We start from the raw sequence: 16,021 nt of genomic DNA, 5'->3' as shown, positions 1-16,021 counted from the left end.
ACAGGATCAGGATGGCTTCTGCTCTTTCGGGACATGTCAGACAGAGGCTGTCGATCCCGCTGAGGAGCCGGTAGTGTTCAGCGTGGCATGTCCGAAGCCAACGGCCTGGCCAGCGATATTGGGCTGCATGGGCGGCTTTCTCATCTTGGCCTTCCTGCGGCTCGGCCTGGCAGCCTGGCTGCCGTTGACACCTGACGAAGCCTATTACTGGTGGTGGTCGCAGCATCTTCAGGCAGGCTACCTGGACCATCCTCCCATGGTAGCGCTGTGGATCAGGTTGGGGACACTGCTTTGTGGATCCACACCGCTCGGCATACGCCTCTGCGGCGTTCTGGCGAGTTTTCTGGCCAGTCTCGCATTGTGGCGTGCCGGACAGATATGGCTGCGGGCAGCGCCTGGGGCACAGGCGGCATGGCTTCTCAATGCCACGCTGATGTTCGGGCTGGGCATGTGTTTGATGACGCCCGACACCCCCCAGATGTTTTTTGCAGCAGTTTTTTTGTGGTGTCTGGCTGAAACCCTGAGAAGAGAATCCACGTATTCTGTGGGGTGGTGGGGAGGCGCCGGCCTGTGCCTCGGTGGGGGGATGGAATCAAAATATACCTTTCTCCTGCTGGCAGTAGGGTTAGGGGGTTATGTTCTGCAGTCAGGGCAGTGGCGTCGTGTCGGCCCCTGGCTGGCTGCTGGCATAGCAGGGGTGAGTTGTGGTCCGACCCTGTGGTGGAACGCTCTTCATCGCTGGGCGGGTTTTCTGAAACAGGGCCGGCGCCTGGGGCATTGGGCGCCTGCGCACGCTCTGCACTATCTGGGCGAGCTCCTGGCCGGCCAGATCGGGTTGCTGACGCCGGTTGTCGGCTTCTGTGTGGTGCTCGGCTGCTGGCAGGCCCGCAGGAAAATGCCCCTGCTGCTTTGGTTGGTCCTGCCGGGGGCGGGGGTCTTTCTGGCGCATGCTCTTTATGCCGGTCGTGTTCAAGCCAACTGGCCCTGTGTGCTGTACCCGGCCCTTGCCATGGCAGGGGCTCTGCCAGGACGCTTTTTCAGAACGGCGGTCGCGACGGGGCTTTTTATGGGACTGATCGTAAGCGTGCAGGCACTTTTCCATTGCCTGCCCCTGAATGCCCATCATGACCCGGCATTGCGCCTGATGGCCGGCTGGGACGGGCTGGCCCGGCAGGCTGAGACAGAGGCGCGTGCAGCTGGCGCAGAAGCCCTGGTCATCGAAGATTATGGGTTGGCCGCTATCATCAGCTTCTATGCCCGGCAGCATCCCCAGGCTTTACCGGTGGTGGGGACCGACCCGCGCTGGGGCTATCTGACCGGGCTGCGGAAAGTCACCGTAAGACAAGCAGCTGAGCTCTCGGAAGCCAGGGGGGCTCTGAAAATCGGTGGGCGCCATCTGATACGGCGCGTATTACTATATAGTCAGAAAAGACAGGGAGACGTGCGAGATTACGTTTTGGCTTCTTGCGGGAACACGCTGGGCTGGCAGATTTCTCCCTGAGGCTAGCCTGAAGAGAGGCAGTATCCAGCAATAAAAAAGCCGCTCCAAATCAGAGCGACTTTTTCAGGTTCAGAAGCGTTCTGAAATCAGAATCCCTCACGCTCCAGACGCTTGCGTTCCATCTTGCGGGCACGGCGCACGGCTTCGGCACCTTCACGGGCGCGACGCTCAGAGGGCTTTTCGAAGTGGCGACGAAGCTTCATTTCACGAAAAACGCCTTCGCGCTGCATCTTCTTTTTAAGCGCCTTGAGCGCTTGATCAACATTGTTGTCACGAACGAGAACCTGCACGGGGCCGTCATCTCCTTTGAAGGACAGATAAAAAGGGAAAAAAAGAGAAAGAATCGAAGGCAGTTTTATCAAAGCAGTTCAGAAAAAAGCATCTGCACGCCTGTAGTCTGCAATAACGTAAAAAGCCTTCGTAAAAAAGGAAAGTCTGCAGTTTGATCTAGCATGATCTGACCGCTCCCACAATACGTGCTTTGCCCCGCGGGCTTGGCGCAGACAGCGTCAGGAAGTCACTGCTGCTCAGGGCATCGTGTTGCCAACGCCACCATTGCCTGTGCCCTGTCCGCTCAGCGGCCCATTGCCCATGCCACCCCCGTGATTGTTCATGCCGCCAAGACCTCCAAGGCCCCCACCGAAGGTATTTCCCAGGCTGCTCATGGGGTTGTAGCGACCCACATTGCCCAGAATTTCCTGCAGGACGGAAATCTGCGTGCCGGGCGACGGCGTGATGGCGCTGACCATGCTGACAGGCACAGCATTTTTCTTGGTTAGTAGCTTGAGATGTTGCAGGACCCCGCTGTCATCGAAGTCGAGGACCAGTACCCGCTGTTTATCAACAGCTGGAAATCCCATGGGCACGAGATTTTTGGTCAGAGTGATGTAAATCCACTTGTTGTTGTCGAAGGTGGCATGAGTGGTGGGCGACCCGATCAGGGATTCAACTTCCTGTTGGGTGGTGCTACCGGGATGGAGCTGAAGGATATCCGATTTTTCCACCAGGGCCCCGCGGGGAATTTCCGGTGCGTCAAACAGGGTGCAGCCGCTCAGGCAGGCTCCGGCCAGGAGCAGGGCCAAGCCTTTCCGGGAAGATTTGCTGGTAGATACGCTTTGGGCAGGGAAACAGATTTCTGCAGACTGCACGGTAGGCGCCGCCATCAGCTTTGAAAACCTGGCTGAAATGGCCTGGAAAAGAGGGCGGGTCATCATCCGGTGGGGTATCCTGCCTGTCAGATCGGAATGGCGGCGAGAAAACGAGCGTTTTTCCACTGCCTTGCCAGAGAGGGGGATGTCAATCACCAGAGAGGGAATTATGACAGACCCTCTTCCTTTTGCAGCATGGGTGTTTCTGGAAAGCCACCTGTTCCAGGCAGATCACCGAGCCCTCTCCCCAGATTAAGTGCCCTGGCTTGAATGGCTGGAAAAGACTGTAATGTAGTAAAGTGACTTCAGATCGGAAAAGAGAAGAGAAAAAGGTGAGCCATGTCTAAAAGTCGTGCCGGATCTTCCAGTCCCGGGTTCTCCGCCTCTCAGGGAATGACGCGCAATAAATCTTCGAAAGCGGAGGGAAAAGTGAACAATGGCGTTGCCGGGGCCGGTCGGGGGGAATTTTCCAGTCCCGTCTCCCTGCAGCGCATCGGCGGCACCGGGCTGACCTGGGAGGTGCAGGCCGATGAGAAACAGCGCCAGGCCCTGGCCAGACGTTTCGGGTTACCGAGAGTGGATGAGTTGTCGTGTCGCTTCCATCTGAAGCGCCTTGGGGATACCGACGTTCTGGCTGATGGCCTGCTGACTGCCCGGGTTGTGCAGAGCTGTATTATTACGGGCGAGGACGTGCCTGAAGAGATCACCGAGCGTTTCACCTTGCGGTTCATTCCGCGCGACAACATGGCTTCTGAAGAGGGGGAGATTGATCTCGAAGCGCTGATGGCCGAGGAAGATGATGAAGTGCCTTATGACGGGCAGATGATCGATCTTGGCGAGGCGGCTGCAGAACAGCTGGCGCTTTGCCTTGATCCCTATCCCCGTAAGGCGGGAAGTGGTCTGGACAATTTCGTGGAAATCACTCCCGATGAAGAAAATGCAGCGGGTACGGAGGCTCCGGAAGAAAAAGCCCCCCATCCTTTTGCGATTTTACAGAAGCTTAAAGGCACTCCTGGTCAGGACGTGCACTGACGACTGCAGATAAGAGGAAACAGAACGGAGGGGAAAAGACGCGAAGAAGCGCCGGCATGGTGGAGAGGGGGCAAGAGCTTCGTAGCTTGCGGAATGCGCCTGGATCTGCTAGAGCCGCGCGCTTACCTTAACGTGCATTGGGTGCGTGCTTTTCCCGCTCTCGTATTTTCCCGCTCCAAGTGATTTTTGGCGTGGAGGGAAACGCGGATGGTGGGCGTAGCCCCTGCAGCGTGGTAAGAGAGTGAAACAGATTATTCAGGTTATCAGCCTCGTGAAGCCGTTCATGGCATAGGTAGCAGAGTGCACGATAACCCAGTGAGAGGCAGAAAATCATGGCCGTTCCAAAAAGAAAGACTACCCCTTCCCGTCGCGGTATGCGCCGCAGCCACCATGCGCTGGGAACGCCCGCAAGCGCTGAATGCTCCAATTGCGGTGAGCTGAAACGCCCTCACCATGTCTGCAGCCATTGCGGTCATTATGACGGGCGGGAAGTGGCAAGCGCTGAAGGGCGCGTTCTCAAGACTGCCGTGCGCGCCTGATTCAGCAGGCCTGCGGGCTTGGCGATACCAGTAGGCAAGGGCTCCCGGGCTTTCCCTGTGCTTTCACCGGGACACGCCCTCCGAAAGGTGCCTGCCTGCCGGTATAGATCGTTTTCAGAGAATTGCCGGAACCAGCACTAATGACAGAGCCGTCTGCCAAGGAAGCGGGACCGCCTCCCGCCGACTTGTCCGTTTCCACCTCACCTTACACGCTGGCTGTTGATGCTATGGGGGGAGATCACGCGCCGGATGTCGTGCTGGCGGGTCTGGAAAAGGCAGCAGTGCGCCATCCCAATATCCGCATTCTGCTTCTGGGAGATGAAGCAGTGCTGGGTCCGGCACTGAAGAAGCGCTTCAAGAAAGCGGCTGCCATCTGCACTGTGCGTCATGCGCCGACCAGCATCTCCATGGAGATGAAGCCCACAGCTGCACTGCGCCTGCGTGGTTCGTCGCTACGTATGGCCATGGAAGCGGTTGCCAGCGGTGAAGCACTGGGGGTGGTTTCAGCCGGCAACAGCGGGGCCATGCTGGCGTTGGCCAAGATCATCGTCAAAGCTCTGCCCGGCATTTCACGCCCCGCCATGGCAGCGGTTCAGCCTTCTGCGCGTGGGGACGTGGTGATGCTCGATCTGGGCGCCAATATCGCCTGTGACACGCGGAACCTGGTTGAGTTCGCCATCATGGGGGAGGCTTTTGCCCAGGCCGCACTGGGCTTGGAAGCCCCCAGCATCGGCCTGCTGAATGTCGGCGCTGAAGAACTCAAGGGCGATGAGCGCCTGCGTCAGGCTTCCGAGCGGCTGAAAAACAGCCCGCTGGGGCCGCGTTTCAGCGGTTTCATCGAAGGTCATGACATCACGGCCGGCACTACGGATGTGGTTGTGACCGATGGCTTTACGGGCAATGTGGCCCTTAAGACGGGTGAAGGCGCCCTGAAACTGGCTTTCGGCCTGCTGAAATCCGTTTTTCAAGCCAATCTTCTGAGCCGAATCGGCTATCTCCTGGTCAAGCCCGGTCTGGAGCGTATGCGGGAGTGGATTGATCCCAGCCGCTATAACGGCGCTGTTTTTGTCGGGCTTAACGGGGTAGTGGTCAAGTCGCATGGGGGAGCGGATGCTGAAGGATTCGCAGCAGCTATCGATGTGGCTTTCGATGCCGTCGCCAATCGGCTCAATGACAAGATCCGCCAACGCCTCAGCCAGTTGGATATGCTCACCCCTCCGGACCAGGCTTTGGAAGGTGAGCGCGCATGAGAGGTGACACGCTGTCGGAAACCATTCCCGATAGGCCCTCGACGCCTTTGTCTGACCAGAATTTTCCCACCAGTTCCCCTGTTCAGGATATACGCCCTCGTGCCCGGATAAGCGGTGTCGGTGGGTGCTTGCCCCGCCAAATCGTTACAAATGAAGATCTGGCCCAGCGGCTCGAGACTTCCGATGACTGGATCCGGACCCGAACCGGGATCCGCCAGCGTCATATTGTTTCCGAAGGCGAGAATGCTGTCAGCCTGGCCGCTCAGGCCGCCCGCAACGCTCTGGAGCAGGCAGGCGTGGGGCCACAGGATGTCGATGCGGTTATCGTGGCCACTTCAACGCCCGATCAGGTTTTCCCGGCTGTCGCTGTCCGTGTGCAGGCGGCATTGGGCATGCGTGCTGGTTTCGGCTTTGATGTCAGCGCGGCCTGTTCCGGTTTTATCTACGCTCTTTCCACAGCGAATGCCTTTATCGGAACGGGCATGGCAAAACGTGTTCTGGTCATCGGCGTTGAAGTTTTCTCGCGTTTGCTGGACTGGGAAGATCGGGCGACCTGTGTCCTTTTTGGCGATGGGGCCGGCGCAGTGCTGCTGGAGGCAGGAGCTGCCCCTGGTGAGGGCATTCTTTCAACCCATCTGCATTCTGATGGGACGTTGGGAGATCTGTTGTATGTCGACGGGGCAGCGGGGACCGGAACGAATTCTGTCCTGAAAATGCAGGGGCGTGAAGTGTTCCGCCATGCGGTTGTTCGGCTGGCTGAGGCCGTGGATGAGGCCCTGGACGCCAATGGATTATGTGGGGCTGACATTCAGTGGCTGGTGCCGCATCAGGCTAATCTGCGCATAATCGACGGTATGGCCAAGCGTCTTGCGTTGCCGGCCGAACGCGTAGTGGTAACGGTTGACCGGCATGCAAACACGTCAGCTGCCTCTATCCCGCTCGCCTTGAATGAAGCAGTGCGGGACGGACGGATCAGGAAAGGAGACCTGATTCTGATGGAAGCTCTGGGTGGGGGGCTCACCTGGGGCTCAGCGCTGCTCAGATACTGATTCCTGAAAAAGAGGGACCAGGCATGAGTTTTAGGGAATTTTTCCGATTGAACTTCACCATTTTGCCTTAATTTCCTCTGAAACCTTGAAGTGTGAAACCGGTGAAAGTCGGCGAGCAGATTTTTCCAAAAGATCGCTGAAAAGCTGTTAGCGAACTGTCGGTAGAAGATTGCTGGAAAATTGTGCGGGTGAGGCGAAACATTCAGAGCAATGGCCGCTTTGGTCTTCTGCCTGTTTCGATGCGCCGCTCTTTTTGTTTTGAGTGACGGGAGAACAGGCATTCATGAGTGAGGCGGGCAGAAACGAACTGACGCTGGAGCAGGTGGCTGAGATTGTCGGTCAGCCGGGCTACAGGCTGCGTTCGTGGGAAAACCTTTATCCGGTGTTCCAGGCGCCGATTTTCAGAAATGGTACAAGATATTATACCGCCGCTGATCTGGAAAAAATGCAGCGCATTGCAGGCCTTCTTTATGAAGGCGGACACAAGCGCCATGAAATCATGCGCCTTTTGCGTAAGGAAGGTCTGGTTCCTCCCCAACATCAGACACAGGTGAAACCTCCTCTTTCAGAGCTGGAGCCGGAAGGTTCCACTCCTTCCGCACAGCTTGGTCAACCAGAAAAAGCAACTTCTCAGGCACTGGAAGAGATTGCCAATGACGCGCAGTTTGCGCTGCGCCAACAGGTGGAAGAAGCGCAGAAGGGACGGCACCTGGCGGAAGCCCAGCTCCAGCGCCTGCAGACAGAACTCTCAGGAGCGTTGCAGCTGGTGGGTGAAGAGAATGCCCGCCTGCAGGGAGAGGTGGAAGCATTGAAGAGCCGAAAAGAAGCGGAAGCTGATGCGCCACCCCACACCAATACGTCTGTGGAAAATGCTGCTGAAGATCAGCAGGAGGCGCTGCAGGCCCATATCATGCGCCTGGAAGAAGACCTGGCCCAGGCGCGCCTGCGTCAGGAGCAGTCCACAGCGGCGCAGGATAGGATCCTGACAGCGGCCAAGGAGGCGAGTGAACGTCTGCGCACTGAACTGGCGCAGCACAAGACGCGTCTTCAGGAGCTGGAAAGCCTACCGGAACGCTTGAAGGTGCTGGAAGAATCGCGTCGGCGCCTGCAGGAACAACTGGCCAGCCGTCATGCGGAAAGCCGGGAGGAAATGGCTGCTCTGACAGCCAGTCTGCAGGAAAGAGAACGGCTGCTCCTGGAGAAGGAAGAACAGCTGGAAGCGCTGCGCCGGGAAAAGCAGCAGCTTGAGGAACAGAAGGATATTCTGGCTGAAAGCCTCAGGAAAAGTGAGAATGCCTCTGTTGAGGCTGCGCAGCTGCAGGAACGCCTGCAAGCTGAAAGCCTGGCCCGCAAGACGGCTGAAGAGGAAGGCGCACGCCGGGCGGAAGCCTTGGAGATGCAGCTGCAGCAACAGCAGGCCGCCGAGACCACACGTGCTGAAACAGAGAAAGGGTTGAAAGCGGAGATTGATCTGCTGGAGCAGCAACTCTCTCATACTGAAGAGCAGCTGACGCGTCTGACGATGGAAAAGGAAAATTCCGCCCAGCGTGCTCTCGATCTGGAGAAAGAGCTGCAAGCCCTGATCCAACGCAATCAGCAGGTCGGTCAGGAAGCTGAAACGCGTCGGGCTGAGTGGCAGGCGCGCGGCGATCGGCTTGAGGCTGAGGCAGCGCTGTTGAAGCAGCAGCTTGAAGAGAGCCGGCAGCAGCACGAGCAGTTCGTGACGGAAGTGCAAGCTGATCTTGCGCATGAGAAGGGTCAGGCCACCCAGCTGAAAGCCGAACTTGAACTGGCGCGTGAACGCCACAAGATTCTGGAGGAAACGGCTGAGCGGGCAATGAGCACGTGTGAGGATCAGGCAGCCGAACTGGCCGGTTGCCGTGCGGAGCTGGAGAGTCTTCGACAGGCCCTTGAAAGAGCACAGCACCATCAGGCGCATGGTGAGCAGATGACCGATGCCAATGCCCGCCTGCGCGAGGGAGTGGCTGCGTTGCTTGTGGAGCTGAAGGAGCTGCGAAGCCTGTTTCTGGACTGAAGCGGGCTGACAGGATTTTGAGCGGCGTTGAAACCTGCTCAGATCGAAATGCGAAAGGAGCTGAATAAACGCCCCTGACGGAAAAATCTGTTGCCAACGAGAAGGAGAGCCTGCTAAACAGCAGGCACCGCAGGACGACGGGCAGTAGCGCAGCCTGGTAGCGCATCAGTCTGGGGGACTGGAGGTCGTGGGTTCGAATCCCGCCTGCCCGACCAGTCCTGCGGTTTACCTAAAAATCAGCTTTTCTTTGCTTGAAGTTCCGGTGTTTCCTCACTGGCTTCAAGCGCTTTGCGTTGTGCGTAGCTGTCCGTCCAGTGGATCCACAGCAGATGCAGCACCGCCATGATGGCCGGGCCAAGGAAAAGGCCGAGCAGGCCCCAGGTTTCAGCGCCGCCCAGGATCCCCAGCAGCACCCACATGAAGGGTACTTTCGTCGTGCCGCCGATCAGGACAGGACGCACGAAATGGTCAGCCACGAACAGCAGCACGGCACCCAGCAGCCAGACAACGAGGGCACCAACCATGTTGCCTTTGACGAGAATGAGCAGGCTGACCGACGTGACCGCCACCCAGCCGAGAAAGGGCACCATGGCGCAGACAGCTGTGCCCAGTGCGAAAATCAGGGGTTGGGACGCGCCGGCAAACATATAGGCCACGCCCATGATGGCGCCTTCACCCAACCCGACCAGCACGAGCCCCGAAAGTGTGCCGTGAATGGAGAATATGATCTGGCGAGCCAGTCGTTTGCCCTGCGGGCCGAAGAGGCGGTTGGAGCCGCGCAGGCAACGGGCCGTGATGCCTTGACCATCCTTGAGCAGGAAGAAGAGGGTCAGCAGTGAGAAAGCGAACAGCAGCCCCCGGTGCAGGACTTCAGACCCGACCTGCCGGGTCACGCGCATGCTGTGGCCGATATCAAGGGTGGAGAAGAGATGGCTGATATCGAGGGTGGAAAAGAGGTGGTTGAGATATTGCGGCTGAGCCAGGGTGTTTTCCCACCAGTGATGGATGGCCGCTGCGCGAAAGGGCAAACGGTCGATCCATTGCGGCATCGGAATGCCGGACTGCCGGATGCTCTCCAGCCAGCGGCTGGCATTGTGCAGCTCGTCAGTCAGGCGATAGCCGACAAAGAAGATCGGAATCAGGAAAACCAGGGCCAGCAGGGTGGTGAAGGCCGCCGGAAGCCACATGGAATGGCCGCAACGTTTTTCCATGCGTTCATAGATGGGCCACAGGCAGATGGCGAAGACGGTGCCCCAGAGCAGGGCCGGAATGAGATTCCACAGTGAATAAAGGCCGAGTCCGATGAAGGTGAGGGCCAGGTAGGTGCGTGCCCGCCGCTGGAGTGCATAGGTTGCACGCCGGTTGAGGGTCTCGAGCTTGTTGTCGCTTTTATCGTGGAATCTGCCGGAACGTCGGTATTCGTTCCGAGGCCGCGCGGCGGGTGTATCAGTCATTGGGAGTACATCCTGGAGTAAAGAGGCGGAAGTGAAGTAGCAACCTCTTGAGCGGGTCTGCCAGAAACGACAGGAAAAGTCACAGGGCGGCGAGAAGAAAGACGTGTTGCCCTGCGTGAAGCTGTCTCATGGCTGTTCCGGGGAAAGGGAGGCAGGCTCAGGATAAAGAGCTGCTGCAAGAGTGGTGGCATCGTCTTGAGAGAACAATTCTAACCGAAGAAAAAGATCAATCAGGACGAGAGAGACGTTGAACTTGAAGGCTTCCGTATCGCGAACCAGGGTAAAAACCTCTTCGATCGGCAGGAGGTGAAAGCTTTCCACTTCTCCGTCTATCGGCTGGGGCTGAAACGCCTCAGGCAGAAAGAGGTCGAAACAGAACAGCCGATCCCGGCGCAGGCCTTCAGGCCGTTCCATAGTATAGCAGATCTGGCTGGCGTATTCAGCGTTTTCCAGAAGCGCCAGTGGGAGCCCGGCTTCCTCTGCCCCTTCCTTCATAAGTGTCTGCCAGGGCGTCAGCCCTGCGCTCATGCCGCCGGCTACCAGATGATCAAGCTTGCCGGGATCAAGGCGCTTGTCAGCGCTCCGCCGACCTACCCAGAGAAAAAGCCCCTCAGATTTGCGCACCAAACCATTGAGATGCACCCCACAGGCTTCCGTCCCCAGCAGGGGAATCAGGCCGCGGTCTATGCGGCCCAGAGAAGGCGGTTGAGCAGCGAAGTCGCGGATGGCAAATGCCGCGCCCGGCCTGTGGACGTCGAATGCTTCATTAAAAGGCCTGTAGAGGTCTGCGCGGGCCAGGGAAAGGCTGAGCGCCTCCAGCGAAATGTCAGCTGCCAGATCAACGGTTGAAAAGGGCGTATCGGAAAAAGCGGAAAGGCCAGGGGTGAAGATGAACAGGCCTTTCAGGAGCGGGTGCAGGCGCAGGTTTTCAGCCCATTGACGCGACAGCCAGCCAATAGAGTTCATGACTGGTCGACCGTCTTTCTCGCCTGGCATGCGAAAAGGCACCCAGCGGCTCAGGGGGCTGTTTTCAGGCAAGATTATATTGTGACAACGCGCGATATGGCGAAGAAAAGGCTGACACGTGCCTGGGGCGGAAAGCGGCGCTTTAAGGGAAGGTGTCGCATGAGGAGAATGTCGGTGGGGTTTGGAAGTCACCGGATTCTTTTGGCATGCAGGGAAAGAATTGCAAAGCTGGTCGCCCACCATTCATAGTCCCACCATGGCGCCTTCAGTTTCTCCGCAATCTTCTTCTTCCAGTTCCCGGTCATCTAGTTCCCAGTCGGCGCCCGCCTCAGCGGCGCTTTGCACCTCCCAAGCATCGGATGAGGGGACTGATCAGACAGCTTCAGGGGCTGCTGGGCAGACGGAAGCCCAGGCCAGTCAACGGTTCTGCACGACGGCCTTTCTTGATCCTGCCACTTATGAGGCCGGTCCAATGCTGCCCTTGCGAACGTTCTGGCAACGCCTGCGTCCGGTTCCGTTCTGGCCTGTCGGACTGCGTCTGGGCTGTGCCATCGGGCTTCTTTTCATGGAAAGCGGTACTTCCGTGGCTACGCCCTGGCTGTTCAGCCGTCTTGTGGCTGTGCTGGCGCCTGCTGCGGGCACCCCGGTTCTGGTAGGCGCATTGACGGCGCTGATGGCGCAATATGCCGTGATCAGGCTGATCAGCGGTATTACCGGCCCCGTACGTGAAATCCTGGTCAGTCCCGTCAAGGCTCAGTTCAAGAAACGTGTGGCTCTGCTGGGGCTGGCGCAGATTCACCGGCTGGGCGCGCGTTTTCATCTGGGGCGCCAGACCGGCGCGCTGACCCGAGTGCTGGATCGCGGGGCGGAAGCTGTCGGTACTATCCTGGATCTGGCCCTCTCAAGCGTACTGCCCAACCTTCTGACGCTGGTCCTGACATTCGGGATCATCCTCAAGGTTTTCAGTGGCTTTTACCTGCTGGTGCTTTTGCTGACTGTCGCCCTGTATGGCGGGGTTTCCTATTTCTTCACGCGCTGGCGGATGGATGCGCGCCGGGAGCGCAACCGGCTGAGCGGCGAGGTGCACCATCATCTGGTCGACAGTCTGCTTAATGCCGAAACGGTCCGTGCCTTCGACAATGCTTCCCATGAACTGCAGGGGCATGAGAAACGCCGGCAGGCCTTGCTGAAAGCTGAAATCAGGCTGCAATACCTCGTCAGTGGTTCGCAGCTCTGCCGCAATGTGCTTATCGCCCTGAGCACCACTGCCCTGCTGGGTCTGGCAGCGTGGGACATTCTGGCTGGACGAATCGGCGTGGCTCAGTTCGTGCTCATCGGCACCTACCTGCGCAGCATCTATGCCTCAGTGGGAATGCTGAATTATGTCGGGGCCGGCTGGCGCAATGCACGTGTTGATATCGAGAATTATCTCGAACTGCTGGCGCTCCAGCCTGAAATCCTCAGCCCGGCTGAACCGGCCCATCTGCCGGCCTCCCTGGGGCAGCCGCCGAAGGAAGCGACAAATCCTGAAACCAGAGGCGTGGGCGTGGTGTTTTCGCATGTGACCTTCGGCTATGAGGCGGGGCGCCCCATCCTGCATGACATCAGTTTCACCATCGCGCCCGGCGAGACGCTTGCAGTGGTGGGACGGACGGGTTCCGGCAAGTCCACACTGGCGCGCCTGCTGACACGTGCCTATGACCCGCAGGAAGGGCGGGTCAGCGTGGCTGGTTATGACCTGCCTCATATCGCTCTGGAAGATCTGCGCCGCCTGATCGGTGTGGTGCCGCAGGACTGTGCCCTGTTCAATGCCTCAATCGGGGACAACATCGCTTACGGGCGTATCGGTGCCACGCCTGAAGAGGTGCGGGAAGCGGCATATCGGGCGCAGATCGGCGCATTCATCGACAGCCTCCCGCAGGGTTTTGAGACGATGGTCGGAGAACGCGGCCTGAAGCTGTCGGGTGGCGAGAGGCAGCGCGTGGCCATCGCGCGGGTCATCCTGCGCAATCCCTCTCTCCTGGTGCTGGACGAGGCCAGCAGTGCGCTGGATACGCGAACGGAAGCGGCTATCCAGAAAGAACTAGCGGCTCTGTCGCGCCAGCGCACGACCCTGGTGGTTGCTCATCGCCTGTCGACCGTGCAGGACGCTCACCGCATTCTTGTCCTTGATCAGGGGCGCATTGTCGAGGAGGGAGATCATGCGGCTCTGCTGGCACGCGGAGGGGTGTATGCCGAGATGTGGGCAGCTCAGCAGGCGGGTGAAGGGTAAAATACCGTCGGGGCTTGACGAAAGGTGCAAGCTGCGGGATAAGGCCGCCTTATTTACGTAACGCGCAGGGCGGAACAGGCCGCGCGTCTCATAACACCGAGGAAGATCTATGTCTCGCCGTTGCCAAGTCACGGGCAAAGGGGTGTTGACGGGCAACAACGTCAGCCACGCCAACAACAAGTCCCGTCGCCGTTTTCTGCCCAATCTCCAGGATGCCACCTTGCTGTCCGACATTCTGGGCGCTTGCGTGCACATGCGTGTATCGACCCAGGGGCTGCGCACCATTGAGCATAATGGCGGCCTGGACAGCTTTCTGCTTGGCACGCCCAACCGCAAGCTGACCCCGGAAGCCCTGATCATTAAGCGTCGTATCCTGCGTGCGCAGGAACGCAAGGCTGCAGCTCGTCAGGCTGCCTGAGAGATTGTAGAACAGGCAGGTCAGGGGAGGGTGTTCCGGTGAGACCGGAACCCCTTTCTTTCATTTTCAGGCCTTCAGGCTCAGGCAGTCTGAAAGAAACGGTCGGAAAACTGATAAGCCCTTCCGGCTCTGCTGTTGCACTGCAGGTAACACCTTGTCTTTAAGGTCTTTAAGCGCAGCAGCTGCCATGAGTTTTCCGCACTTCGCCCCTTTGGAGATATTACGTGTCCGAGCACGCAGAACTTTCTAAAATCCGCAATATCGGCATTACCGCCCACATTGATGCCGGCAAGACCACCACCACCGAGCGCATTCTGTACTATACCGGCATGTCCCACCGGATCGGTGAAGTGCATGAAGGCAATACCACGACAGATTACATGGCTCAGGAGCGTGAACGCGGCATCACCATCACCTCAGCTGCCGTGACATGCGAGTGGGAAGGCAACCGGATCAACATCATCGACACGCCGGGCCATATCGACTTCAACATCGAGGTCAACCGTTCGCTGCGTGTGCTCGATGGCGCGATCTTCGTGATTGAAGGGGTGGCCGGTGTTCAGCCCCAGTCGGAAACGAACTGGCGTCTGGCCGATCGCTACAACGTTCCGCGTATCATCTTCATCAACAAGCTCGACCGTACAGGCGCTGACTTCTGGCATGCTTTCGGAACGCTGAAGGAAAAGCTGGACATCGTGGCCCTGCCCCTGCAGCTGCCGATCGGTGCTGAAGAAAACTTCATCGGCGTTGTCGATCTGATCGAAATGCGCGCTATCGTCTGGGAAGGCGGTGAGCTCGGGGCTAAGTTCCACTACGAGGACATCCCTGACGATCTGAAGGAAAAAGCTGCTGAAGCACGCCAGGAGCTGCTTGATACCGCTCTGGCCGTTGATGAAGCAGCGATGGAAGAGTATTTCGAGAAGGGTGACGTCAGCAAAGAGACGCTGAAGCGCTGCATCAAGAAGGGCACCATTTCCGGTGAGTTCCGTCCGGTGCTGTGTGGCACGGCCTTCAAGAACAAGGGTGTCCAGCCGCTTCTCGATGCGGTGATCGACTACCTGCCGGCCCCTGACGAGGTCGAAGGCATCCGCATTGCCCCGCCGGAAGACGAGGAAGTGGATGAGAGCTTCCTGCCGATCGTGCCGGTGGATCCGGAAGGCAAGTTTGCCGGTCTGGCTTTCAAGATCATTTCCGACAAATACGGCACCCTGACCTTCGTGCGTGTCTATCGCGGCCAGCTCAGCACGGGCGACACCGTTCTGAACACCACCAAGGGCATCAAGGAACGCGTCGGGCGTATGTTCCAGATGCATGCTGACAAGCGCCAGGAAGTCAAAACGGTTTATGCCGGCGATATCGCTGCTTTCGTGGGTCTGAAAGATACAGGCACAGGCGATACCCTGGCTGATCCCAGCGATCCTGTCGTTCTGGAACGCATGCAGTTTCCGGTGCCGGTGATCGACATCTCCGTTGAGCCGAAGACCAAGGAAGCGGTTGAGAAAATGACCCTGGCTCTGCAGAAGCTGACTGCGGAAGATCCTTCCCTGCAGCTGCGCACTGATCAGGAAACCGGTCAGACCATTCTTTCCGGCATGGGTGAGCTTCATCTCGACATCATTGTCGACCGCCTGCGTCGTGAATACGGGGTGGAAGCCAATATCGGCGCACCACAGGTGGCGTATCGTGAGACCATTACTAAGCCGCATATCGAGACCTATACCCACAAGAAACAGTCGGGTGGTTCCGGTCAGTTCGCTGAGGTGAAGATCAAGTTCGAACCTTCGGAAAAGAAGGACGAGATCATCTTCGAAAACAGCGTTGTCGGCGGCGCGGTGCCGAAAGAATATATTCCGGCTGTTGAGAAGGGCATCCGTAACCAGGCGACCACGGGCGTGCTGGCCGGCTTCGAAACCGTGGACTTCAAGTTCACGCTGCTGGACGGCAAATACCATGATGTCGACTCCTCGGCGCTGGCCTTTGAAATCGCTGCCAAGGCCTGTTTCCGCGAGGGTATGAAACAGGCCGGCCCTGTTATTCTCGAGCCGATCATGGATGTTGAAATCACCACGCCGAACGATCACGTCGGTGACGTGGTGGGTGACCTCAACCGCCGTCGTGGCATCATCCAGAATCAGGAAACAGCCGGCTCTACGGTTCTGATCCGGGCTCAGGTGCCGCTGAAGGAGATGTTCGGCTACATTTCCCATCTGCGCTCAGCCACCAAGGGACGTGCCTCGTTCACGATGCAGTTCCATCACTATGAGCCGGTGCCGCGCAATGTGGCTGAAGAGATCATGGCCGAACGCCGGGCCTGAGCAGGCAGACTCGGGGCACCGTGCCCGAAGGCAAGGGCACTT

General features: G+C 58.4%; 13 protein-coding genes and 1 tRNA gene. 10 read left to right on the top strand and 4 right to left on the bottom strand.

All coding sequences use genetic code 11. From position 1 onward, the window contains the following. Positions 1-145 precede the first annotated feature (145 nt). Complete coding sequence (locus E3E11_RS00845) at positions 146-1,501, top strand: glycosyltransferase family 39 protein (RefSeq protein WP_168189174.1); 1,356 nt, start codon at positions 146-148, stop codon at positions 1,499-1,501. Between the two features lie 86 nt (positions 1,502-1,587). On the opposite strand, the gene rpsU is transcribed toward E3E11_RS00845, so the two are convergent. Next, positions 1,588-1,791, bottom strand: a complete 204-nt coding sequence (gene rpsU / locus E3E11_RS00840; protein WP_141450746.1) for a 30S ribosomal protein S21 — start codon at positions 1,789-1,791, stop codon at positions 1,588-1,590. Between the two features lie 237 nt (positions 1,792-2,028). Continuing rightward, a complete protein-coding gene (locus tag E3E11_RS00835) occupies positions 2,029-2,583 on the bottom strand; it encodes an outer membrane protein assembly factor BamE (protein WP_231118938.1) in 555 nt (184 codons plus the stop codon). Between the two features lie 405 nt (positions 2,584-2,988). Between E3E11_RS00835 and E3E11_RS00830 the strand changes: the two genes are divergently transcribed. The 6 genes from E3E11_RS00830 (at position 2,989) to E3E11_RS00805 (ending at position 8,769) form a co-directional block, all read left to right on the top strand. Then, positions 2,989-3,681, top strand: coding sequence for a DUF177 domain-containing protein (locus E3E11_RS00830; protein WP_231118937.1), 693 nt, complete (start codon positions 2,989-2,991; stop codon positions 3,679-3,681). A 332-nt stretch (positions 3,682-4,013) separates the two neighbouring features. Continuing rightward, positions 4,014-4,220, top strand: coding sequence for a 50S ribosomal protein L32 (gene rpmF / locus E3E11_RS00825; protein WP_141450745.1), 207 nt, complete (start codon positions 4,014-4,016; stop codon positions 4,218-4,220). Between the two features lie 140 nt (positions 4,221-4,360). Continuing rightward, complete coding sequence (gene plsX, locus E3E11_RS00820) at positions 4,361-5,470, top strand: phosphate acyltransferase PlsX (RefSeq protein WP_141450744.1); 1,110 nt, start codon at positions 4,361-4,363, stop codon at positions 5,468-5,470. An 89-nt stretch (positions 5,471-5,559) separates the two neighbouring features. Next, the gene (locus E3E11_RS00815; protein WP_231119068.1) at positions 5,560-6,519 is read left to right on the top strand and encodes a beta-ketoacyl-ACP synthase III; all 960 of its coding nucleotides are present in this window, start codon (positions 5,560-5,562) and stop codon (positions 6,517-6,519) included. A 283-nt stretch (positions 6,520-6,802) separates the two neighbouring features. Further along, on the top strand, positions 6,803-8,554 hold the full coding sequence (locus E3E11_RS00810; RefSeq protein ID WP_141450742.1) for a MerR family transcriptional regulator: 1,752 nt from the start codon (positions 6,803-6,805) through the stop codon (positions 8,552-8,554). 138 nt (positions 8,555-8,692) lie between these two features. Further along, a tRNA-Pro gene (locus tag E3E11_RS00805) sits at positions 8,693-8,769 on the top strand. Between the two features lie 21 nt (positions 8,770-8,790). On the opposite strand, the gene E3E11_RS00800 is transcribed toward E3E11_RS00805, so the two are convergent. After that, positions 8,791-10,008 carry an AI-2E family transporter gene (locus E3E11_RS00800; protein WP_141450741.1) on the bottom strand — a complete coding sequence of 406 codons (1,218 nt, stop codon included), beginning with the start codon at positions 10,006-10,008 and terminating at the stop codon, positions 8,791-8,793. Between the two features lie 126 nt (positions 10,009-10,134). Then, positions 10,135-10,974 (bottom strand): NUDIX hydrolase, encoded by an 840-nt coding sequence (locus E3E11_RS00795; RefSeq protein ID WP_231118936.1) that lies wholly within the window; start codon positions 10,972-10,974, stop codon positions 10,135-10,137. Positions 10,975-11,446: 472 nt separating this feature from the next. Here E3E11_RS00795 and E3E11_RS00790 point away from each other — a divergent pair, with 472 nt between their 5' ends. The 3 genes from E3E11_RS00790 (at position 11,447) to fusA (ending at position 15,979) form a co-directional block, all read left to right on the top strand. Then, positions 11,447-13,246, top strand: a complete 1,800-nt coding sequence (locus E3E11_RS00790) for an ABCB family ABC transporter ATP-binding protein/permease (protein WP_141450739.1) — start codon at positions 11,447-11,449, stop codon at positions 13,244-13,246. A 109-nt stretch (positions 13,247-13,355) separates the two neighbouring features. Further along, positions 13,356-13,664: a 50S ribosomal protein L28 gene (gene rpmB / locus E3E11_RS00785; RefSeq protein WP_141450738.1), complete on the top strand. Its 309-nt coding sequence runs from the start codon at positions 13,356-13,358 to the stop codon at positions 13,662-13,664. Between the two features lie 224 nt (positions 13,665-13,888). Continuing rightward, complete coding sequence (gene fusA, locus E3E11_RS00780; RefSeq protein ID WP_141450737.1) at positions 13,889-15,979, top strand: elongation factor G; 2,091 nt, start codon at positions 13,889-13,891, stop codon at positions 15,977-15,979. Positions 15,980-16,021: the final 42 nt, after the last annotated feature.

Origin of the sequence: Oecophyllibacter saccharovorans (genome assembly GCF_006542375.1) — a bacterium.
Lineage (GTDB): Bacteria > Pseudomonadota > Alphaproteobacteria > Acetobacterales > Acetobacteraceae > Oecophyllibacter > Oecophyllibacter saccharovorans.
Note: the sequence above shows the minus strand (reverse complement) of the source record. Positions and strands in the feature narration are given on the sequence as shown.